General features: G+C 69.6%; 14 protein-coding genes and 8 pseudogenes. 12 read left to right on the plus strand and 10 right to left on the minus strand.

Annotated elements, in window-relative coordinates; translation table 11 throughout:
- Positions 1–409: 409 nt before the first annotated feature.
- The 3 genes and pseudogenes from ACZ5D2_RS10125 to ACZ5D2_RS10135 form a co-directional block, all read left to right on the plus strand.
- Positions 410–616 (plus strand): annotated as a pseudogene (locus ACZ5D2_RS10125) (IS5/IS1182 family transposase); the annotation flags it as partial.
- Between the two features lie 386 nt (positions 617–1,002).
- Positions 1,003–1,158: a hypothetical protein gene (locus ACZ5D2_RS10130; RefSeq protein ID WP_468928502.1), complete on the plus strand. Its 156-nt coding sequence runs from the start codon at positions 1,003–1,005 to the stop codon at positions 1,156–1,158.
- 87 nt (positions 1,159–1,245) lie between these two features.
- A complete protein-coding gene (locus ACZ5D2_RS10135; RefSeq protein ID WP_468928504.1) occupies positions 1,246–2,277 on the plus strand; it encodes a YVTN family beta-propeller repeat protein in 1,032 nt (343 codons plus the stop codon).
- Between the two features lie 408 nt (positions 2,278–2,685).
- Here the strand turns inward: ACZ5D2_RS10135 and ACZ5D2_RS10140 are convergent.
- Positions 2,686–3,433, minus strand: a pseudogene (locus ACZ5D2_RS10140) (LysR family substrate-binding domain-containing protein); the annotation flags it as partial.
- Here ACZ5D2_RS10140 and ACZ5D2_RS10145 point away from each other — a divergent pair.
- A pseudogene (locus ACZ5D2_RS10145) lies at positions 3,326–4,121 on the plus strand (alcohol dehydrogenase catalytic domain-containing protein); the annotation flags it as partial. The pseudogenes ACZ5D2_RS10140 and ACZ5D2_RS10145 overlap by 108 nt on opposite strands.
- A 164-nt stretch (positions 4,122–4,285) precedes the next feature.
- On the opposite strand, the gene ACZ5D2_RS10150 reads toward ACZ5D2_RS10145, so the two are convergent.
- Both ACZ5D2_RS10150 and ACZ5D2_RS10155 read right to left on the minus strand, forming a co-directional pair.
- Positions 4,286–5,395, minus strand: a complete 1,110-nt coding sequence (locus ACZ5D2_RS10150) for a serine/threonine-protein kinase (RefSeq protein WP_468928506.1) — start codon at positions 5,393–5,395, stop codon at positions 4,286–4,288.
- A complete protein-coding gene (locus tag ACZ5D2_RS10155) occupies positions 5,377–7,125 on the minus strand; it encodes a serine/threonine protein kinase (protein WP_468928577.1) in 1,749 nt (582 codons plus the stop codon). The genes ACZ5D2_RS10150 and ACZ5D2_RS10155 overlap by 19 nt, the downstream gene beginning before the upstream one ends.
- Positions 7,126–7,222: 97 nt before the next feature.
- Between ACZ5D2_RS10155 and ACZ5D2_RS10160 the strand changes: the two are divergent.
- Positions 7,223–7,557, plus strand: a pseudogene (locus tag ACZ5D2_RS10160) (hypothetical protein); the annotation flags it as partial.
- A gap of 49 nt (positions 7,558–7,606) precedes the next feature.
- Here the strand turns inward: ACZ5D2_RS10160 and ACZ5D2_RS10165 are convergent.
- Both ACZ5D2_RS10165 and ACZ5D2_RS10170 read right to left on the minus strand, forming a co-directional pair.
- A complete protein-coding gene (locus ACZ5D2_RS10165; RefSeq protein WP_468928508.1) occupies positions 7,607–8,347 on the minus strand; it encodes a class I SAM-dependent DNA methyltransferase in 741 nt (246 codons plus the stop codon).
- A gap of 657 nt (positions 8,348–9,004) precedes the next feature.
- Positions 9,005–9,910, minus strand: a complete 906-nt coding sequence (locus tag ACZ5D2_RS10170; RefSeq protein ID WP_371680983.1) for a LysR family transcriptional regulator — start codon at positions 9,908–9,910, stop codon at positions 9,005–9,007.
- Positions 9,911–10,050: 140 nt separating this feature from the next.
- On the opposite strand from ACZ5D2_RS10170, the gene ACZ5D2_RS10175 reads away from it, so the two are divergent.
- The 3 genes and pseudogenes from ACZ5D2_RS10175 to ACZ5D2_RS10185 form a co-directional block, all read left to right on the plus strand.
- Positions 10,051–10,869 carry a 3'(2'),5'-bisphosphate nucleotidase CysQ gene (locus tag ACZ5D2_RS10175; protein WP_371680984.1) on the plus strand — a complete coding sequence of 273 codons (819 nt, stop codon included), beginning with the start codon at positions 10,051–10,053 and terminating at the stop codon, positions 10,867–10,869.
- Positions 10,870–10,917: 48 nt separating this feature from the next.
- Positions 10,918–11,514 (plus strand): NADPH-dependent F420 reductase, encoded by a 597-nt coding sequence (locus tag ACZ5D2_RS10180; protein ID WP_468928511.1) that lies wholly within the window; start codon positions 10,918–10,920, stop codon positions 11,512–11,514.
- A gap of 256 nt (positions 11,515–11,770) precedes the next feature.
- Positions 11,771–12,080, plus strand: a pseudogene (locus ACZ5D2_RS10185) (SDR family oxidoreductase); the annotation flags it as partial.
- On the opposite strand, the gene ACZ5D2_RS10190 reads toward ACZ5D2_RS10185, so the two are convergent.
- Both ACZ5D2_RS10190 and ACZ5D2_RS10195 read right to left on the minus strand, forming a co-directional pair.
- Positions 12,023–12,490 carry a hypothetical protein gene (locus tag ACZ5D2_RS10190; protein WP_468928513.1) on the minus strand — a complete coding sequence of 156 codons (468 nt, stop codon included), beginning with the start codon at positions 12,488–12,490 and terminating at the stop codon, positions 12,023–12,025. The pseudogene ACZ5D2_RS10185 and the gene ACZ5D2_RS10190 overlap by 58 nt on opposite strands.
- A gap of 68 nt (positions 12,491–12,558) precedes the next feature.
- On the minus strand, positions 12,559–13,431 hold the full coding sequence (locus ACZ5D2_RS10195; RefSeq protein WP_371680987.1) for a hypothetical protein: 873 nt from the start codon (positions 13,429–13,431) through the stop codon (positions 12,559–12,561).
- Between the two features lie 700 nt (positions 13,432–14,131).
- On the opposite strand from ACZ5D2_RS10195, the gene ACZ5D2_RS10200 reads away from it, so the two are divergent.
- Positions 14,132–14,596 (plus strand): DUF2199 domain-containing protein, encoded by a 465-nt coding sequence (locus ACZ5D2_RS10200; protein ID WP_468928579.1) that lies wholly within the window; start codon positions 14,132–14,134, stop codon positions 14,594–14,596.
- Positions 14,593–15,248 (plus strand): annotated as a pseudogene (locus ACZ5D2_RS10205) (hypothetical protein). The gene ACZ5D2_RS10200 and the pseudogene ACZ5D2_RS10205 overlap by 4 nt, the downstream one beginning before the upstream one ends.
- A 1,462-nt stretch (positions 15,249–16,710) precedes the next feature.
- On the opposite strand, the gene ACZ5D2_RS10210 reads toward ACZ5D2_RS10205, so the two are convergent.
- On the minus strand, positions 16,711–18,135 hold the full coding sequence (locus tag ACZ5D2_RS10210) for a hypothetical protein (RefSeq protein ID WP_468928515.1): 1,425 nt from the start codon (positions 18,133–18,135) through the stop codon (positions 16,711–16,713).
- Positions 18,136–18,287: 152 nt separating this feature from the next.
- Between ACZ5D2_RS10210 and ACZ5D2_RS10215 the strand changes: the two genes are divergently transcribed.
- Entirely contained in the window at positions 18,288–18,485 is a 198-nt protein-coding gene (locus ACZ5D2_RS10215; RefSeq protein WP_371681433.1) for a hypothetical protein, read from the plus strand.
- Positions 18,486–18,653: 168 nt separating this feature from the next.
- Here the strand turns inward: ACZ5D2_RS10215 and ACZ5D2_RS10220 are convergent.
- A pseudogene (locus ACZ5D2_RS10220) lies at positions 18,654–18,878 on the minus strand (IucA/IucC family C-terminal-domain containing protein); the annotation flags it as partial.
- A 239-nt stretch (positions 18,879–19,117) separates the two neighbouring features.
- Between ACZ5D2_RS10220 and ACZ5D2_RS10225 the strand changes: the two are divergent.
- A pseudogene (locus ACZ5D2_RS10225) lies at positions 19,118–19,275 on the plus strand (oxidoreductase); the annotation flags it as partial.
- Here ACZ5D2_RS10225 and ACZ5D2_RS10230 read toward each other — a convergent pair.
- On the minus strand, positions 19,273–19,623 hold the full coding sequence (locus ACZ5D2_RS10230; RefSeq protein WP_468928517.1) for a hypothetical protein: 351 nt from the start codon (positions 19,621–19,623) through the stop codon (positions 19,273–19,275). The pseudogene ACZ5D2_RS10225 and the gene ACZ5D2_RS10230 sit on opposite strands and share 3 nt — an antisense overlap.
- Between the last annotated feature and the right edge of the window lie 279 nt (positions 19,624–19,902).

Here is a 19,902-nt window from a genome sequence, read left to right on the forward strand (position 1 = left end):
CTGTGTGGTCCTTCAAGGGAGATTCCGATGCGGGACGAGCGGTCGATGGAAGGTAATGGGACCGACCGGGGGCATTATGTGCGCTCGGAGGGCGAGGTTCCTGCCTCGCCGGTCCCGGCCGTCTACACGCGATGGGAACGCTTCCTCAGGTTCCTTGGGCGCTTGGTGGCCGACCGGACCCCTGCTGACGGGAACCCGTTGGTTCCCCGCGGCTATGACGGGAAGCGGACCCGCCCGTTCTTCTTCAACGGTAACGGCCAGGGTCGTTGAGTGAGCTCTGGTCCACTTCTTGTGGCGTCCCACGAAGACTGATGTCAGTGGCGTGTCGTGGGATGACCTGCCTCTGCCGTTGATCTTCTGAGAGGCCGGTTCGTGAGGCTTGGGGTGGTTCTGGCATCGACTGATGGTGTGGGTGTGGCTCCCGCACGACCTGCCGCCGAAGAGCGCGACGTGTTACTACTTCGCCGCCTGGCGGGATGACGGCACCGACCAGGCTATCCACGAACTCCTGCGCTGCCAGGTCCGTGAGAGGGCCCGCCGATTGGAGGACCCGACCCTGGTGGGCCCGGACACCCAGAGTGTCCACGCCGCCGCCGGGGTCCCCGCCTCCACGAGCTGCACCGGGCGTCTGCTCCGCGCCTACGAGCACCACCCGGCCCCGTCCGTCTTCCGCATCCACTGGGCCATGACCCAGGTCATGGCCCGCCGCCTCACCGGCGAGAGCACCCCACCTGGCGCGAACCGCAGATGGTGAGCGTGTGAACCTCCAACCCCTGCTCGACGCGCGCGGCATCCAGAAAGACGCCGCGCGGGCCTCGGCCGACGACCTCCGCACCCGGATCGGCGACCTGCTGGCCCGGCTGCGGGAGGCCGAGACCCACCTCGAACACCTCGCGATCCCACGGAAGGCTGTCACCGCTCTCGCCGACCGGCTCCCGGCCACCCCGCCGGACCTGCCCGAACACCCGGACTACCCCCCGCATCCTCGCCGTCTTCAACGACGTGATCAGCCTCCTGCGAGCCCGGGACGTCTGCGAAGCCCTCAACCACCAACTGGTGCCGAAGAACATCGAGGGCACCCGCGCCAAACTGAAACGCCTGGTCAAGTTGGGCATCCTCACCGAAGCCGACACCGGCAGCTTCACCAGGAAGCAGTAGCCGGCCGAGCACCTGATCCTCCGCCCTGGTCTTCCCTCGGGGCGAGCCTCACCTCTGACCAGTACCGCGAGCCGTAGCTTGTGGTCCATGACACGGACTCAGGGGACCGGGCGTCGAGTGGGCGTGGCCCTGGCGGTGGCACTCGCGGCGCTGGCGAGCGCACCGGGGACGCTCGCGGCGCCGGCACCGAACGCCTCCGCACGGCCGGGCGCCTTCGCCTTCGTCGCGAACCTCCGCTCCGACACGGTCTCGGTGATCGACACACGCACCGACGCGGTGGTGGACGGTGTTCGCGTGGGTGACGGGCCCGACAGCGTGGCCGTGACTCCCGACGGCTCGCACGTCTACGTCACGAACTCCGCGGCGGACACCGTGTCGGTGATCGAGGCCCGCACCAGGACGGTCATCGACACCATTGCCGTGGGGAACGAGCCCAGCAGGGTCGCGATCTCACCGGACGGAAGGCACGCGTACGTGGCCAACGTGAGGTCGGACGACGTCTCGGTGATCAGCACCCGCACGCGGAAGGTCACGGACACCGTCAAGGTGGGGGACTCGCCCCTGGGCCTGGCCGTACTGCCGGACGGCTCCCGCCTCTACGTCGCCAACGCGGCTTCGGACGACGTCTCAGTGGTCCGGACCGACACCGACACGGTCGTGGACACGGTCCCCGTGGGCAACGGTCCCACCGCATTGGCCCTCACCCCGAACGGCCGTCAGCTCTACGTCTCGGACCTGATCTCGGACGACCTGACGGTGATCGAGACCCGCGGCAACACGGTCACGGCCCGCATCCCGGTCGGAGTGCAGCCCGCCGGCATCGGCGCCGGCTCTGACGGACGCCACGTCTACGTGGCCAATATCGGGTCGAACAGCGTGTCGGTGATCAGCACCCGTACCCTCGGCGTCACGGACACCATCGAGGTGGGTGCCGGCCCCAACGGACTTGCCGTCGGCCCCGACGGCTCCCACGTCTATGTCAGTGAATTCGAAGCGGACACGGTGTCGGTCATCGACACGGCAGCCGCGCGGGTTACCGGCACGGTGCCCGTCGGCGACGGGCCGACCGGTGTCGCGGTCACGCCGCGCAAGCGCGGTCCGGGAACTACGGGATGGTGATCCTCCAGCCTTGCCGGCCCTCGGTGTTGCCGTGAGCAGCGGGCCCTTGACAGGTGTCAGGGTGGTCAAGCCGGGCATCCTCACCGAAGCCGACACCGGCAGCTTCACCAGGAAGCAGTAGCAGGCCGAGCACTCTGGATAGCAGCCCTGTCCCAGCCTCACCCGGAAACAGACATCAGCTCACGCACCGCCCCCTGAGCGCCCCTCGTGCAGCCGGGGCTTTGGTCGATGTGCTGTGGTTCGTCGAGGGTCGCGAAGACGGGCAGATGGATGCGGACGACGCCGTCGAGGTCCTGGACGACAACGGGGGCTCCTGTTGAAAGGGGCCTGGCCAATGCCGAGGTCCACGTGATGGTGTGCGCCCTCGGCGGGCTGCGGCACCGAGTCTGACGGTCTCGTCGGCACGTATCAGGTCGTCGAGGCGATTGCGCGGGTGACGGCCGTGATCGCTGGGGGGGCGGCCGGGGAGTCGCGCCACGAGAACCCGGCGGATCTCGGGAGGTGCGCCTTCGACGTGCAGCAGGCTCACCCCGGGCGGCAGCACCGGCGAGAGTCGCGAGGGCACGGTCGTCACCCCGAACCCACCGGCGACCAGCTGAAGCTTCGTCAGCCAGTCGCGCGCGCAATGGACGATGTGCGGCCGTCCGGGCAGGCCGGGCCAGACGCCGAGCAGCGGCTCGGCGTTTGACACCGGGGTGGTGATCCACGGGGTGTCGACCAGTTCGTCGACGTGCACCGCGGTGCGGCCGGCGAACCCTCCGGTCGAAGGCACCGCCACGACCAGTTCGGTGTCGGCGACGGTAGGGCGGGACGTGAGCACGGCGAGGTCGATCGAGCCCGCGCGCAGTGCCCGGATCAGGGAGGGCGTGGTGCCCTCGGTAGTCGTGACCATCATCTGCGGGTCGGTCGCCGCGAGGCGGGTGAGTGAGGGGGACAGGATGGCCGCGCCCGCGCTCAGGAACAGCCCGAGCCGCACCAGTTCGGTACGCGAGACGGTGCCGGTGAGGTCGCGCTCCGCCGCCGTCAGACAGTCCAGGATCGTGCGAGCGTGGCGCAGCAGAGTCAAACCCGCGGGGGTGTGCCGCACCCCGTCGGGGCGGCGTTCGAACAGGGTGGTGCCCGCGCTTCGTTCGAGGGAGGCGGCCTGGCGCCATACGCGGCCGAGGTCTTCAGCGGCGAGCGGAACTACCCCCTGCCCTCCCGTCGTGCCCGGGATCGGCGGGATGGGACGGGTCGTCCACGTGGGCCCGGACGCCACCCGGCTGCGCCCCGGCGACCTGGTGTGGTGCGACTCGACCGTGCGCTCGCGGGACGACGCCCTGACGCCCGACATCACCCTCCAGGGCTGGAGCTCCCGCGGCGAGGGCGGCGCGCGCCTCGCCCGGTCCCTGCACGACGGATCGTTCGCCGAGCTCATGCGGATCCCGACGAAGAACGTTTTCCCGCTCCCCGCAGCGGCGGGGGACGACCCGGCCCGCTGGGCCGCGCGCGGCGTGCACGTCATCCCTTACGGCGGGCTGCCGGCCGGCGGACTTGCAGCCGGTGAGACGCTGCTCGTCAACGGGGCCACCGGCAACCTCGGCAGCAGTGCGGTCGCGGTCGCGCTCGCCATGGGGGCGGGCCGCGTGATCGCCCCAGGCCGCAACCAGGCCGCGCTCGACCTGCTCGCCGAGAGGTTCGGTGCACGCGTGCGCCCGGTCCCGCTCACCGGGGACGAGGCCGGCGACCGCGCCGCGATGTCCGCGGCGGCCGACGGCCCGATCGACATGGTGATCGACCTGCTACCGCCGAGCGCCCCCAGCTCGGCAGCGCGCACGGCAGCCATGACCGTGCGCGAATACGGCGTGAACAACCATGAGCCTCAAGCTCACCAACTGCTGCCCTGGCGGACGAACAATCGCTGCCATGTGAAGGTTCTGGTCCAGGCTTGACGTAGACAAGCTCTGTCGCGGTCTCGTGAACTTTCACCTCGTCGTGAAGATCTGATCTTGACAGCCGCCTCGCCAAGTCAGTGAGCGGAGAGAGCGACCACGAGAACCGCTATGACGGTGACGAGCGTGAGCAGGCCTGCCGCCCCGAGGACGATCAGCACGGTGAGGTTGGTGATCAAGCTGCCTGCGGCTCGCCAGCCAAGTGGCGTCAGGCCTGCGATGCGCTGTGTTTGCTTGGTGCCGGGAGCAGGCCGACCGGCGGCGTACTCGTCCCTGAGGTCCAATCCGCCGTCCTGGTAGTCGGCTATCAGCGCGGCCCAACTGTCGGGCGGCGCTGCTGCAGCCGAATGGAGCCACCGGCGCGGGGTTTCATACCGCTCGGCCAGCGCGCGCAATGCTGCCGCGGTGGGCCGGTTGGCCGGGTTTGCGGCCAGGCACGCTTCTGCAAGGTGACGTACGGGGGCGGGGACGTGGGTGAGATCGACTGATGCCCGGGACACGAGTGCCAGAAGGCGCACCGGGTCACCGGTATCGGGGTACGGGGGTTTGCCGGAGGCCAGGGTGCAGAGCGTGGCGCCCAGTGCCCAGATGTCGCACGCGGCTGTGGCCGGTTCACCGCGTGCCTGTTCGGGAGCGATGTAGGCGGTGGTGCCGAGCGTGACATGGGTGCGGGTCACGTCGGTGGCATGGGAGATGCCGAAGTCGATGAGCCGTATCCCCTGGGAGGTCAGCAGGATGTTGTGCGGCTTCAGGTCGCGGTGGACCACGCCGGCGGAATGCAGCGATTCCAAAGCGGTGGCGCAGTCGGCGACGATGTCGGCGACGGCGGCGGGATGAGCGATGCCGCAGCGTGTCACGAGCTCGCCCAGGGAAGGCGCTGCGACGTACTCCGTCGCGAGCCAAGGCAGAGGGGCGTCCGGATCGGCGTCGAACACCCGGGCCGTTCGGAGTCCGGCCGCCCGTCTCGCGATCTTGACTTCGCGGGCGAACCGGGCCCGGTCCACGTCGGTCGTCAGGCCTTCGACCAGAAGGGTCTTGACGGCGTACAGCCCCTCGCTCCCGCTGCGGGTCGCGAGGTAGACGCGCCCCATGCCGCCCGCGCCGATGCGTCCGAGAAGCCGGTACGGGCCCAGTGAGGCGGGGTCTGCCCGGTGGAGCGGCCGCAGGATCACACCGTCGTCAGGCACAGCATCCTCCCCCGGTCAGGAAACCTGTAGCGGACCCGTGTTTGCGGGGGGCAGGCCGCATCGGACAGCCCGTACTTCAGCACGCGCAGAATGGCGAGGCCGGCCGGGGCGGTATCCGAACACGTGACGGTCGTGGCGAAGACGGGCGCGTTCGTCAGCGGCGTGACCTCGGTGAGGACTGCGGGGTCGGGCTGAGGACCGATCACGCACTCGTCCGAATAAAACATGCGTTCGAGACAAAGGCTGACGGTGCCTGCCCGACTGGACCGGTTCCAGGACACCGCGGCGTAGGGAGCCCCGCAGCGATCCGCTGTTCCCTTGTCGCTGGAGGAGATGACGCGCCAGCGCGCACCGGGAGCGCCGCAATCCGTAATCTCGGGTGAGGGGGCGAGCCACCGGCCCGCAGGATCGAGGCCGGTCAGGGTGCAGTCGCCGGCCTTGATCCCGGCGAACGCCCGGTCGATCGGCCCGGGCTGTTCGGCCTGCCGGTTCTGGTAATAGCCGTAGGCCAATACGCCGCCGAGCAACAACAGCGCGGTAGCCATCAGCCCTTGTACGGACCGCACGAAGACACTCTCACCCCGGCTCCGCGCCCCTGCGAGGCGCTTGTCGGGTTGCGGCCTCTCATCCTCGGGGGCGGTGGTCAGGTGTGCCGTCGGGACCGGGGCGGCCTCCGCGGCAGGCGCTGCCGCGCCGGGCGGGGGTGGCAGGTTTCCTCCCGACCTCGCGAGCCGCTCGGGCGAGGCGTCGGCTGCACGGAGGGCCGCCCGGGGATCGACTGCGAGCTCGCGGCCCTGGCGCGCGTACGCTTCGATGATCACGTTCCACGAACTGGGCAGCCAGCCTTCACCACTTGCCAGGGTGGGCATTTCGGCCAGTTCGGCCGTGAGGGTGTTCACCAGCTCCTCGGCCGCCGGCCGGTCGCCGGGTCGCAACGCGAGGCAGTCCCTTACCAGCGGTGCGAGTTCACCGGGCAGCCCCGTCAGGTCGACATCCGCCTCCGCCACATACCTCAGCAGTGCCGGCATCTCCATACCGGCCGGGTAAGGGGGGCGGCCGACGAGAAGGTGGAAGAGCGTCGCACCCAGTGAGTAGATGTCCGACGCTGCTGTCGAAGGCTCACCACGTGCCTGCTCCGGAGAGGTGAAGGCCACCGTGCCCAACGTCAGTTGCGTACGTGTCAGATCGGCTGCGTGGGAGATGCCGAAGTCGATCAGCCGCGGACCGCTCAGGGGCAGCAGCAGATTCTGGGGCTTCACGTCCCGATGCACAATGCCGTGCCGATGGAGCTCACAGACCGCTTCCACAGCGCCACGCGTCACCCACCGGGCCGCAGGGCCGGCCAGGATCCCGGCCTTCATGACGAGCTCCGCCAACGAGGGCGCCGGAATGTATTCGAAGGCGAGCCACGGCCACTCGGCTTCGGCATCCGCTCCCAGTACCCGCGCGGTACGCGAGCCTTCCGCCCGCCGGGCCACCTTCACCTCACGCGCGAAGCGTCTGCGGTCCACGGTGCTGATTCCGGCCTCCGCCAGCGGAGACTTGATGGCCACCAGCATGCCGTCAGTAAGTGATCTGCCCAGGTAGACCCGACCCATGCCCCCGGCTGCGAGCCGACCGATCAACGGGAAGCGGCCGAGCCTGACCGGATCACCCTCTTCCAGGGGCTGAACGTCCGCTGCGCTCGATAAGTCCCCCACCCCGGGTTCCCTTCGATAGTCGCGTGTCATGAGCACGGAGGTGAAATCCTATGCCCTGACAGGCCGGGAGCGCTTGCGTTCAGCGTACGAATGGGAATCGCCGCACCAACGCCGAGAAGGACGAAGGGGCTCGGGCATGACCTGCTGGCGCCGCCTGGCCGAGTGGACCGAGGCCGGAGTCCGGCCCCGGCTGCACGAGGTCCTTCTGGCCAAGCTTCGCAGCGTGAACGCCCTGGACTGTCGCCTCGTCCGGGACTCGGCGTGAAGCCGCTGATCGCCCGCCGGGGCACCGAGCACGGCTCGGGCCCGGGCACGCAACGCTGGGTCGTGGAGCGAGCATTCGCCCACCCGCACTGGTCCCGCCGCCTGCGGATCCGCTGGGAGATCCGCGACGACATCCACGAAGCCTTCCTCGCCCTCGGATGCGCACTGATCTGCTGGCGCCGCCTGAACTCCCGGTAGAAGTTCAAGACAGGCACGGCCGCCGACGTCTATGGCCCGGTGGCCGGCCTCAGGCCGGCTTGCGCCACACGGAGACGTGCTTCGCGGAGTCCTGGGTGAATGGGGACCCGTCCCAGTCCGCAACGCGACGCTCCAGTTCGAGCCCAGCGATCCGCGCCATCAGGTCGAGCTCGGCCGGCCAGGCGTACCGGTGCCGGGAGTTCTCGCGGCGGTAGTGGCCGTCGTCGCCGTCGCGGGTGAAGTGGTGCGAGACGAGCATCTGCTCGACCAGGTCGAAGGTGTCGAAGCCGAGATGCTGCTGAGAGACGTCGAACGGCACCGCGACCTGGCCGGGCGGCAGGAGCCGCAGCGGCGGCACACCCAGCTCGATGACGAAGCGGCCGCCGGGCTCCAGATGCCGTGCGGCGTTGTGGAAGCACTCGACCTGCTCGTCCTGCGTGAGCAGGTTCGTGATGGTGTTGTAGACGAGATAGACCAGGGTGAACCCGCCGGGAACGACGGCGGTGGCCATATCCCCGATGACTACCGGGAGGGTGCCCTCGTCGACCTTGCGCCGCAGCACCGCTGCCATGTGCTCGGACAGTTCGACGCCCACCACCGGCACGCCGCGTTCCCGGAGCGGGACTCCCACCCGTCCGGTTCCGATGGCGAACTCCAGCGCCCGGCCGTCTCCGGCGAGCTCGGCCAGGAAGGCGAGGGTCGGTCCGAGAACGGCGGCCGAGGACGCTTCGGCCTCCTCGGCGTCGTAGCGGCCGGCGGTCGCACGGGTCCACAGTTCACTGCTCGTCACGGGTGGCCACTGTGCCGGGTGCCGAGGGGTGCTGTCGACGCATTTAGGTTCTCCGCGGCCTCGCGGAGTCTTAGCGCCCATTCCACCCCGAGCCCGGCGAGCGCTTCGAGCGGAGACCTGCGTCGGATACTGCTCAACCCGCTGCCCGACGAGATGATCCAGTGGGGGCACAAGGTCACCAGTGTCCGCCCCCGCGGAGACGTAAGGCATGAGGTGACCTTCGCCGACAGGCCAACCGTGAGGACCGGCCTCCTCGTCGGCGCGGACGGCGCCTGGTCGAGGATCCGGCCGCTGCTCTCCGACGCGAAGCCCGAATACGTCGGCACGTCGTCCATCGAGACCTACCTGTACGACGCCGACCAACGCCACCCCGCAACGGCCGAGGCCGCCGGCGACGGTTCCCTGTTTGCCGTCGCAGTCGGCAAGAGGACTTGGCCATCGAGAGGCCGACGCCGTTCTCCACACCTACGTCGCGCTCAACGAACCGCAGGAATCGAGCGCCGCCATCCTCGCCAGTCCCGAGACGGCGGCGGCCCAGGTCGCGGCAGAATTCTCGGATGGGCGTCTGAACTCGCCGCACGCGTCTTCGGCGACAACGCCCCGCCGGCCTGCTCGACCTGCTCATCGGCCAGGAGTCGACCGAGTGAGCGAGATCGACTATGACGCTCCGCATGCGGTCAGTGCGGTTCGCGCCAGTGCGCGCAGCCAGGTGTGGGCGTGGTCGGTGTCGTAGCGCTGGTGCCAGGACAGGTACACCGGTGCCGAGGGGAGTTCGAGCGGCAGGGGGAGTACGGCCAGGCCGAGGTCGGCGGCCGCGGTGCGTGTGGTGATTTCGGGGACGCTGATCAGGAGGTCGGTGCCGCGCGCGAACTCCAGCGCGGCTGCTTCCGTGGGGGCGGCCGCCACCACGCGGCGGGTGAGGCCGAGCGGCACGAGGGCCTCGTCCAGGGCGTTGCTGAGGTTTCCGCGCCGCGAGACGGTGACGTGCTCAGCGGCGGCGTACTGCTGTGCGGTGACGGTTTTGACGCGGGTAAGGGGGTGTCCTTGCCGCACGACGATGACGAGGCGGGTTTCGCCCACGTGCTCGGCGCGGATGTCTGGCGCGCTCGGGCGGTTGGCGTTCGCCTCCAGGTCGACCTCCCCGCGCCGCAACTCTGGGGTGTCGGTGCTCGATTCCGCGACGAAGCGCAGTCGCACGCCCGGCGCCTGTCCGCGTACGGCCGCGAGCAGTGCGGGACCGCTCAGGGCGACCAGGGAATCGTGCCAGCGGAGTGTGAAGGTGCGTTCCAGCGTTGCCGGATCGAGTTCACGGCTCGGTGCCAGCACACCCCGGACCTGGTGCAGCAGCTCGTGCACCTGTTCCCGGACCGCGATCGCATAGGGCGTCGGGGTCATGGTGCGGCCGGTGCGCACCAGGATCTGGTCCCCGGTCGTGCGCCGGATCCGGCCCAGACTCCGGCTCATCGCGGGGGCGGTGACGTGCAGGCGTGCGGCCGCCCCGGCCACGCTGCCCTCCTCCAGCAGCGCGTCGAGCGCGGTGAGCAGGTTCAAATCCAGTTGCATGGGAGTAATCCCAGACGTGCTTGACATGCATTTGATGTTAATGCAGGGGGTGTATAGCGTCGTCACCACGGCGCAGGACGGCACGCACGGCCTGGCCCGGAATCCCCTTCATCACCCCTTGCTCAGACGGGAGTACCACCATGTCCGGAACGCTTCAGACCACTGACCTCACCATCTCCGACGCCGACCTGCTCGACCAGACCTCGGTCGCGGTGCAGGCGGCCGGTTCGGCGCTCCGCGAACGGTTCGGCGAGGTGGTCCGCTACCAGAACCGCGAAGAGCTGATGCGCGCGCTCGCCGCCAACGACGACACGGCCCTCGGCATACTGCGCCCCCGCCTCACGCGCCTTCGCCCCGACGCCGGCTGGGTGGAGGACGAGCTGGACGGCGGGGCGCTGCCGCCCGGCGAGTGGTGGGTCGTGGATCCTGCCGAGGGCAACGTCAACCACCTGCACGCCCTGCCGGAGTGGGCGGTCACAGCCACCCTCGTGCGCGAGAACCAGCCGGTGCTCACCGTGGTCCACCTGCCGTTGACCGGCGAGACCTACACCGCGCTCACCGGCGCGGGCGCCCACCTCGACGGTCGGCCGCTGCGCGTCTCCGAGACCGCGGACCTCGGCCTGAGCATCGTGGCCACCAGCCAGGCCCGGCCGGACGAGGACGAGAAGGTCGTGCGGCGCGTCGGCTCCTCGATCACCGCGATGCTCTTCGACGCGCTCGTCGTCCGCACGTCCGTGCCCGCGACCCTGCACCTGACGAACGTGGCCGCCGGCCGGATCGACGCCTTCTGGCAGTTCGCCGGTGCCCGCGCGGACCTGCTGCCCGGGGCGCTCCTGGTCACCGAGGCCGGCGGACGGATCTCCGACGCCGAGGGCCGTCCCTGGACCCCGCAGAGCGAGAGCTTCCTGGCCGCCGCGCCCGGTATCCATGCCGAAGCCGTCACCACGCTCTCCCGTTGACCATCTGCAAGAACCGGAAAAAAGAAAACAGAAGAGGACCACATCAGCATGAACAAGATCGCAGTACTCGGAAACGGCCGCGTCGGCGGCAACCTGGCCGCAGCCCTCACCCGGGCCGGGCACGAGGTGACCGTGGCAGATCGCACGCCGGGCGCCGCCGCCAACGCCGCCCGGACAGCCCGGATCGTCATCAACGCCACCCCGGGCGCCGGCTCCCTGGACCGGCTCACCGCCCTGCGCGAAGAACTGCGGGACAAGATCCTCGTCGACGTCTCCAACGCCACCACCGACGGACCGGACGGCCTGCCCGCCGACCTGCTCTACCCCGGCTCGAGCCTCGCCGAACAACTCCAGGAAGCGCTCCCCGAGACGCACGTCGTCAAGACACTCAACACCATGCTCTTCCCGGTGATGACCGCGCCGGCCACGCTCACCCAGCCGCCCACCGTGTTCCTCTCCGGCGAGGACCCGCAGGCCAAGCAGACCGTCCGTGAACTGCTCACCGACCTCGGCTGGCGCAAGGAGTGGATCAACGATCTCGGCGGGATCCAGACCGCCCGCGCCACGGAGGCCGCGATCCTCTTCGTACCGCACGTCATCCGCTCCGGCGGATTCACGCCCTTCGCGATCTCGATCGCCCGCTGACTGTCGATCCCCGGGTTTCGTAGAGGCCCTCCTGATGCGGCCCGGGCCTCGTGACGGCTCTTGACGCGCGGTTCGCTGATGGTTCGTTCGAACTCGATGGCTACCAGGCCGGCGGCGGCGCGGGTTGCAGAAGCCGGTGGTCCAGGTAGCGATCTTCAGCCGGGCCTCGGTTCGGGCGGCCCTCCACCCTCAAGTCGGTCCGCATCACCCAACGCATCCTCAGGCCGTTTCGAAGGACCAGCCTGGCGGAACACCCACTATCGGGAACCTGCCGTACGGAGCGAGCAAGGGCGCCCTGGACCGGATCACGCTGGCCGCTGCCCGGGAACTGGCCTCGCTCGGCGTGACGGCCGGCGCCGTCAACCCCGGCAGGGTCGACACCGGCTGGATGACCGACCGCGCCCGGGAGACGCTCGCGCAGGCCCCCCCTGGGCCGACTGGGCACACCGCGCGAGTGCGCCCACCGCGTGGCCTTCCTCTGCTCGTCCGAGGGCGGCTGGATCAACGGTCAGCTGCTGTACAGCAACGGCGGCCTGCGGTACGTCCCGGGCACCGGCGACACCTGATGGCCCCGGGGCTCTGGGGCGGCGATGGCGCCGGGCGGTACGGCGGCTGTACGGAAGCGGTACACCCGGGCTTCGTCGTGCTGGACACGCCGGTCCTGCTGTTCGGGCAGGAGCCGGGCCCAGGCGGCCGGCTGTTTCTGCTGCTGGAGCCATAGTCCGATGTCGTCGCCGTCCACGATTACGCCGGGTGCGACGTCGGGCAGGACGCCGTCGGCTACGGTGTCGGCCAGGTCGGCCAGAACGCGGTAGTGGCGTTGCCGGTCGAGTGGCCAGGGGCAGTTCCAGTCCCTGTCGATCGCGGTGAGCCGCGCACGACCGGCAGAAGGGCGGCCAGCGGCAGCGTTCTGTCCGGGCCTTGCGAAAGCTGCTTGACGCGGTTCCGGTCCGGCACCGATGCCCTGCTGCTCCATACGGGGTGGCGTTTGCCCTCGTCGGGCGTTGCTACGAAACCTGTACTGTGCACCGCACGGACGACGGTTCAGGAACCGTAGGTGATGGACACGTGCGCCGATCCGGTGGCGGGGCCGGAAGTGCCGCCCGCCGGGACGAGGTTCGACCCGCCACCGCCGCCGCCGGGCCCGGCGGTGCCGTTGCCGTTGACCAGGAAGCAGCCGCCGCCTCCGCCGCCGCCGTGCCAGCCGCCGCCACCACCGCCCCCGCCGAATCCGCCACCGCCCGTGCCGCCGGTACCGGGCGTGCCGTCGGTGCCGGCCCTGAAGCCCTCGGGGCAGGCGGCTCCGCCCTTGCCGCCGAGGGTCTGGGTTCCGCCGCCACCCCCGCCGCCGCTGTCCGGTCGCTCACCGCCGGGCTTCCCGATGTCGCCCGCGTCTCCGCCGGTGGCCTCTCGGACGGGGAATCCGATGAAGCTGGGGCCGCGTCCGCCGCCCCCGCCGCCGGCGGCGACGATGAGGCGGGGGTCGGTGCCGGGAACGCCGGTCAGGGCACAGCTTGCGCGTGCCGAGCTGCAGGTGCGGACGTCACTGGCACCGCCGCCCCCGCCGCCGGGGCGCTGACCGGTGACGGCTCCGCCGCCCGTGTCGACGTTGACGTAGTAGGTGGTGCCCGGCACCACGGTGAGGGTGCCGGTGACGGCGGCGCCGGTCCCGCCCGCTCCGCCCTCGATGGCCGACCGTCCCGGCCCGCCGGTGGCGGTGACGGTCAGTCGGGTGACGCCGGCCGGGACGACGAACCGCTGGTTGGCGCCGGGGGTGAAGGTCTTGGTCACGGGCGCCGCTGCGGCGGGCGCCGCGGGCACCAGCAGGGCCGCCGGCAGCGCCGCGGCGGCGAGCAGGAGCGCGGCCCGTCGGGCCGTGCGCCGAGGGTGTTCGGATCGCTGTGGGGTCAACGTCACGATGGGGACTCCTGGACAGGGCCGTGGCACCCACCCCCCGGGGCGCGCGCGGACGTAGGTCGATGGTCCGGCCCCTGCGCGGGACCGTCCGCCGCGGACCGTCCGGGCCGCAGCGGTCAGGCGTCACGCTCTCCTCCAGTCTCCCCGTTTCCCGGCCCGCCCGCCTCCCGGCGTCCCGGATCCCGCAAGGACGGTGTGAGCGGGTGTCCTGGTGGCAGTGGTCGGTCGTCAGCGAGGATCGGGTGGGTTGTGTCTGGTTTCTCTGGTGTGAGTTGTGATGTTGGCTGTCGGGGGGTGACCAGGTGGCTGCCACAGGCCGGGTAGCAGTTGGGCGGGTGGCTGTGACGGGGTTGCCCATTCCTGCGTGCGGCCGGCGAGGGCGGGGTTGTGTTGGTGGGTATGGGGGAGGGCGGCCGGTTGGCGCGGGGTGTGGTGGTGCGTCGGTTGTGGCGGTGGACCAGGGGCCGGGGGCGGTGTCGTCGCTGCACGTGGGGGTGATGGCCGAGGCTGCCGGGGTGACGGTTCGGACGGTGTGGAAGCTCGGTTGTTGGCACCCCGGGCGCGATGACTGGCCCTGCAAGGCGGCGGGCGGGGCTCCCGCCGGAGGCGGTACCGGAGCCCATCACTAGGCTTCAGCCCTATGACCAGTGATCTCGGGTTCACCTGCGCGTGCTGCGGAGCCCACCACCCTGAGCTGCCGATGAACTACACGGCCGAGGCCCCCGCCGTATGGGAACCGGCCTTCGCCGACGCCGACGATTGCTTGCTCTCGTCCGACCAGTGCGTGGTCCGTGGGCAGCACTACTTCGTCAAGGGCCTGATCGAGATACCGGTCCTCGGCAGCGACGACGTGTTCTCCTGGGGCGTCTGGGTCTCGCTCAGCCGCGAGAGCTTCTCCCGGGCCGCGGACCTGTGGGACACTCCCGGCCGCGAAGCCGAGAAGCCGTACTTCGGCTGGCTCACCACCGACCTGCCGGTCTACCCGACCACCACCCTCAACCTGAGGACGCACGTCCACACCCGCCCGGTCGGTGAGCGCCCCTTCGTCGAACTCGAACCCACCGACCATCCCCTCGCCGTCGAGCAGCGCTCGGGGATCAGCCCGCACCGCGTCCGGGAGATCGCGGCGGCCGTGCTCCACGCCGGTGACCGCGAGCACCAGTGACTGCCGACAACCCGGCACCGCTCGCGCCTGCCGGCCTCAGCCGCAGGGCCCAGAGGTTCGTCCAGGTCGAGGGCATCCGCGTACACCGGCAGGACACCCGGCGACACCGCGACGCGTGGCTCGGGCACGGGATCCCCGCTGCGGAGATCGACAGGGCCTCCGCCTTCCAGGACCGCTGGGGCGGCCTCGCCCTGCCGCCCGCTCCGTTCTACGAGGGCGGTCCGCGCATCCTGGCCGCCGGCCGCCCTGAAGGGACGCGCGCAGAAGGCTGGTCGTTCCCGGCAGGGGACTGCCGGGTGTCCATGGCCTACGGATTCATGATCGGCCCCGACGGTACGTTCGGCATCGATGCCCACCACTGGACGCCGCTGCATGCCAACACGGACGGATGGGTGGAATCCCTGGCGCTGGCCGCCCATGCCCGTCGCTGGCCGAGACCGTCACAAGGATCAAGGGCAAGGCCGTCGAGTCACTGGATCTCGGCGGATTCGCGCCGGTGCCTGAAGTGCAGGGTGTGACCGACACCTGGTGGCGGGGCAAGGACTCGCTCATCGCCGTGTACCGGGGTGAGGCCGTGGGCCTTGACGCCCCGCAGTGCCTGGAAGCACACATCTACGGCGGCCTCGACGAGTGGGGCCTCCGCGGCGGCTGACTCCCGGGACCGGAGCGAGACCGTCTCGCCGGGACATCAACGCCTTCGGCAGCACAGGACGCCTGGCCGGAGGCGGTTCGGGCCCTCCGCCGCCACCACGCCCGCGGCCGCCTCGTGCCGCACCGCCCGAAGGCTGACCCGGTCGGCCTGGACGAAGACTCCCACTGGGACCTCCTCCACCAGTGCCTCACCGACTCCCGCCTTGACCTCGACGTTCGGGCCGCCGGCGCGATCCTCCTGCTGTTCGGCCAACACCTCACCCGGATCGCTGCCCTACCCACCACCGCCCTGACCGCCGGAGACGGGACGACGTTCCTCTTCTGGGCAGGACCCCGATCCCGCTGCCCACCACCCTCGCCGACCGCCCCGCTCCCCAGGGCTGGGCCGCGAACACGAGTGCCACCTCCCAGACGTCCAGGTCTCCGCCGCTGCCCTCAGCCGACGCCTGGCCGCCTGTCACATCCCCAACCGTGCCGCCCGGACCGCCGCCTTGGTGCTCGATCACGGCCGTCCAGTGGCGCCGTCGCGCCGTCACGCCGCCACCGACTGGACCGCCTGGTGCTCCAGTACGGTGCGGATCCCGGCCAGAGCAGGCAGGAGGACCTCTCACGTACGTCGAGGAACCGCTCGGGGTCCGGACCTCGTCGAGGGGAGCTGATGGACCGCGCGTGGGCCCACGCCGGCCAGGAGAGCCACACGACATGGAGCAGTGTCGCCATCCTGCTGGCTGGTCGTCGCGACCAGCCAGCAGGAAAGCTGCCGCAGCGCTGCGGACGAACCCGGACCATTTCGCCGATTGTTCGGTGCCGAGGTGCTCCGGCTGACCCATCTGTCCGACGACAGCGACGAGGACGCGTTCGCTGGTCCCGCTCTGGACATGTTCACCGACTGGTCGGCCGAGGAGACGGACCTCTCTGTGATCACCGAGGTGCTGGTCGCTCTTGGAGAACACATCGACCCCGTGCGGAGGCGACCCTTCTGCGCCACGCTGGTCATCCCATGCCCGAGTACGGCGTGCAGTGGCGCAGGGGTTCATCAGCGACTGGCGGTCCTCGCCGCCGACCTTTTCCGGCGACACACGCACGGCGCTGCTGCGACTGATGACCGATCCGGACCAGTGGTACGGAAGACGGCCTGCCACGGTTGCCGGGGGCAGGGACAACGATCCCGCCTTCGCAGAGGCCATGGCCGCTGCGCTGGACGACACGGATCGCCTGGTCCAGCCAGCGCCCGGCGCACGGCGTCGACGTCCCCGTCCAGCGCGTCCAGCGCGTTCTGGGCGGACACCACCTGGTGCCCGTCAACCTCCCCCCTTGGAGGACTACGACGACGAGCCGCCGAAGCTCCTGATACCCCGCCACCGGCTCGGCCCGGCGCAGCCCTGCGACATGCCGGGCTTCACTCCCCTCGCTTCCGTTGGTCCCGGTCGGGAGGAACACCGCTCACCGGCCTGACGGAGCAGTCACTGCCCTGACTGCTCCTGGCTCGGGTGCCCCTCGGCGGAGCGGGCCTTTTCCAGGAGCATCTTGAAGGGTGTCTGGTCCATGGAGCCACGTGCCATCGAGAGGCCGTACCGGTCGATGAGGCGCTGCCTGTAGTGGCGGTCATGAGAGTCGAGGGTGATTCTGCTGCCCGGCGGCGATATGGCCACGTCTATGCGCGACCAGTTGCCGAAGTACAGCCTCCACGCGCGTATGTACTGCGGGCCTCGGGTGATGTTGAGGATCTCGCTGCTGTTCGAGATTTTGGACTCATCTCTGTACTTTGCATTCTTGGGTTCCCCGGGGCTCCATTTGCCTTCCCTCTTGAGCACCTCGACGGAGCTTCGGGATTGCCCGTACTCGAGAGGCAGTGTCATCCTGTCTCTCCTGATCGCGTACACCTCGGTCTGGGCCCTGAGCGTCTCGTAATCGAGTTTATCGGGATTCTTGATGTCGACCACCGAGTCCTGTGATATTTCTTCCCCCGGATCCAGTTCGCGGCCCGCCGGTGTGACGAATTCGCCGTCGTAGATCAATTTGAATTTATCACTGGGATTTCTGACCTGCGCGATGTCGTTCGCGGGCCCACCATGGACCCAGTAGATACTGCCCAGAATGTAGACAGGAATGCTGCCGTTATTCTTCACGTAAGCATGGACCGTCACGCGCAGTACCGACCTGGCGCTGTCCAGGCTTGCCTCCCTGAATTCGGCGCCACTCATGATCAGCGGAGCTGTTACGGTGGGTACATAGAGCTGCGTATACGCCAGGTTGATACCGGCGATCAGGGTAGGGACGATCGCGCCGATCGCTATTCGCCGGGGATTGCGGAGTCCCTTCCATGCCCGGGACTTGATGAGTTCAATCCCGGCCAAGATGGATCCTATGAGGAAGCAGATCCCGACCACGGTGCAGACGGTAAAGCGGTCGCCGATCTGCAGGAGAAGGAGCGAGGAGCTGCAGAGGAAGACGATCCCGACTCCCACCAGAACGAGGGGCCCTGAATAGGTTAGCTTCCGTTGGTGCCAGTAATCGAGGGTGGCCAATGCGGCGATCAGCTCCACCAGCCCTGCAGCCAGTACGGAATATCCGGCGAGTCGCTCGCCGAAGGTCAGGGCGCGCTGGCTGTCCATCCAGCCGACCCTGAGGAGCAGTCCAGCGGTCAACAGGAAGCCGATGGACATGAGGCTGCCCACTATTCGCCGCTGTGCCGTTTTATCCGGCCAGACGAGGCTGTCTCCGCCGAGCCAGTGGACAGGGTGCCCGGGTTGCAGCCCGGCACGTTGCAGAATTCTTCGGAGTTCCCCGGGAGACCGCGCCTTGCCCGTGCACTTGCCGTTGAGCGAGACTTTGCGCCAGCCAAGGTCATCAGGCGGCCCTACGGTTACCTCGGGCATGTTCGCCATAACACCAGCCTGGCGTCTGTTCGCGGACGGCGCCTCTGGAGCAGGTCTGCGCCCTCACATACAGGGGGGCCACACGCCAGGGTGCGCATGACACTGTCCTGGGTGAAGCTGGTCATGACGTGTTGGTGTCGCTCGTTTCCAGAGGAACTCCCATGCGTACACGACTTCTCACTTTCATAGCCGCCGCGATCCTGGCCGCTCTCGGTGCCGTGGCGCCCGCCGTGCAGGCTGCCGCACCCGGTATCGACGAGCCGGGCTGCCGACACGCCCATGGAACGGTGCAGTACGACCCCGGGTCCGGCCGGTGGATCTGCGCGGGCGGCAGTCACGACGGCGAATCCATCAACTGACCCGACCACGACGCCGCGACGGTGAAGGCTGGCGCGAGGGGCCGGACAGGGCGGGTGTGGCTTCGAGGGACCGTGTCGAAGTCGCATCCGCGCCGGCGCGAGGCCGTCAGCGCCGTCGATCAGCTGGAGGGCCGTGGACGGGTCGGTCAGGTCGACCGTCTGCTTGTTGCTGCGCAGCTGGAGGCGGTTCAGGCAGTAGAGCTGGAACTCGGGTGCGAAGAGGCCGTAGCGGGCGAAGCGGTCCACCAGGGCGGGGACGGAGTCCTGGTAGTCGTGGGCGCAGTCCGCCACCGCCCGCCAGAAGACCTCCTCGATCGGTGCCGTCGTCGACAACGACTGGCGCGCCGCCGCCTTGATGCTGTCTTCCGCCTCCGCCCTCTTCCCGGCCCGCAACGCGCTGTTCGGAGCGGGCCTGGTGGCGGCCTATATGCAGGCCGCAGGTTGAGCGGTCCACGCCATGCCCCCGATTAGGCGCTGGTACACCTCACCCGCGACATCGACTCCGGCCGGGCCGACGTCTACGACGTACCCGACCGGATCGGGTCCTTGCACATCTGATTCGCCATCGGGCGGTGGCCATGACCTCGGCGACGGCCATCAGCAGGTCGAGCCGCCGGGCTCGGCCCCAGCGCGGCTGCGGCCCGACCCCGGAGCGGCGCGTCGGCCCCGCCTGGGAAGGCCACCTCGCCGCCAACCACTTCGGGCACTCACCCTCGCCTGCGAGCTCTACCCGCTGCGGGCCGCGGGCGGCGCGCGGGTCGTCGTCAACAGCTCCGCCGGACACGCCCTAGTAGTGCTTTGTTAGCTGGTGTCGTAGGTCTGCCGGGGGACGGTTTGCTGGCAGGTGGGACAGGTGCCGGTGACCGGCCTTCTTGAGGTGCTTCCATTTGGTTGCGGCCTTTGCGAGTTCGCCGAGCCTGCGTGCCGTTTCGGCTGGCACCGGGTCACTGTCACGGGCCCGTCCGAGAGCCTCGTTCGTCGCCTTGCGGAACTCGGCGACCGTGACGGCAGTACGCATCCCGTTGGCGTGTTCGTTCAGTGTTTTGACGTCGGCGGCGACGTCCTCCCATGAGCCGTTCAGGGCGTTGACGGCCGAGCGGACGGCGGCGCTGTTGTTGAGGAGGTCGAGGTCGGCCATGACGGCGGTGGGGGTTCCGCACTGTCACAGGCTGTTGGCCGTGCGAGCCAGACGCGGCTTGCCGTTGGTATGGAGGAAGTGGATGTTCTCGGGCTTCGAGGGCTCCTTGGTGACGTCGAAACTTGCCGCGTAGAACTGGCAGTCCCCCTCGGACTCACAGAGAACGACACCGTCGTAGAAGAGACCGGAGATGATGTTGGAATAGCGTAGGGTCCGCAGCAGTTCCCGAACCGCCCCCGGTTCCAGAATCTTGGCGGTAGGGATGCCGGCGCTGCGGTC

It is taken from the genome of Streptomyces sp. NPDC031479, assembly GCF_055581065.1.

What these genes read in the sequence shown, in the direction of transcription:
- ACZ5D2_RS10135 (WP_468928504.1), top strand. Translation starts at nt 1,246, where the DNA reads ATGACACGGACTCAGGGGACCGGGCGTCGAGTGGGCGTGGCCCTGGCG.
- ACZ5D2_RS10155 (WP_468928577.1), bottom strand. Translation starts at nt 7,125, where the DNA reads ATGACACGCGACTATCGAAGGGAACCCGGGGTGGGGGACTTATCGAGC.
- ACZ5D2_RS10170 (WP_371680983.1), bottom strand. Translation starts at nt 9,910, where the DNA reads ATGCAACTGGATTTGAACCTGCTCACCGCGCTCGACGCGCTGCTGGAG.
- ACZ5D2_RS10175 (WP_371680984.1), top strand. Translation starts at nt 10,051, where the DNA reads ATGTCCGGAACGCTTCAGACCACTGACCTCACCATCTCCGACGCCGAC.
- ACZ5D2_RS10180 (WP_468928511.1), top strand. Translation starts at nt 10,918, where the DNA reads ATGAACAAGATCGCAGTACTCGGAAACGGCCGCGTCGGCGGCAACCTG.
- ACZ5D2_RS10190 (WP_468928513.1), bottom strand. Translation starts at nt 12,490, where the DNA reads ATGGAGCAGCAGGGCATCGGTGCCGGACCGGAACCGCGTCAAGCAGCT.
- ACZ5D2_RS10200 (WP_468928579.1), top strand. Translation starts at nt 14,132, where the DNA reads ATGAACTACACGGCCGAGGCCCCCGCCGTATGGGAACCGGCCTTCGCC.
- ACZ5D2_RS10210 (WP_468928515.1), bottom strand. Translation starts at nt 18,135, where the DNA reads ATGGCGAACATGCCCGAGGTAACCGTAGGGCCGCCTGATGACCTTGGC.
- ACZ5D2_RS10215 (WP_371681433.1), top strand. Translation starts at nt 18,288, where the DNA reads ATGCGTACACGACTTCTCACTTTCATAGCCGCCGCGATCCTGGCCGCT.
- ACZ5D2_RS10230 (WP_468928517.1), bottom strand. Translation starts at nt 19,623, where the DNA reads ATGGCCGACCTCGACCTCCTCAACAACAGCGCCGCCGTCCGCTCGGCC.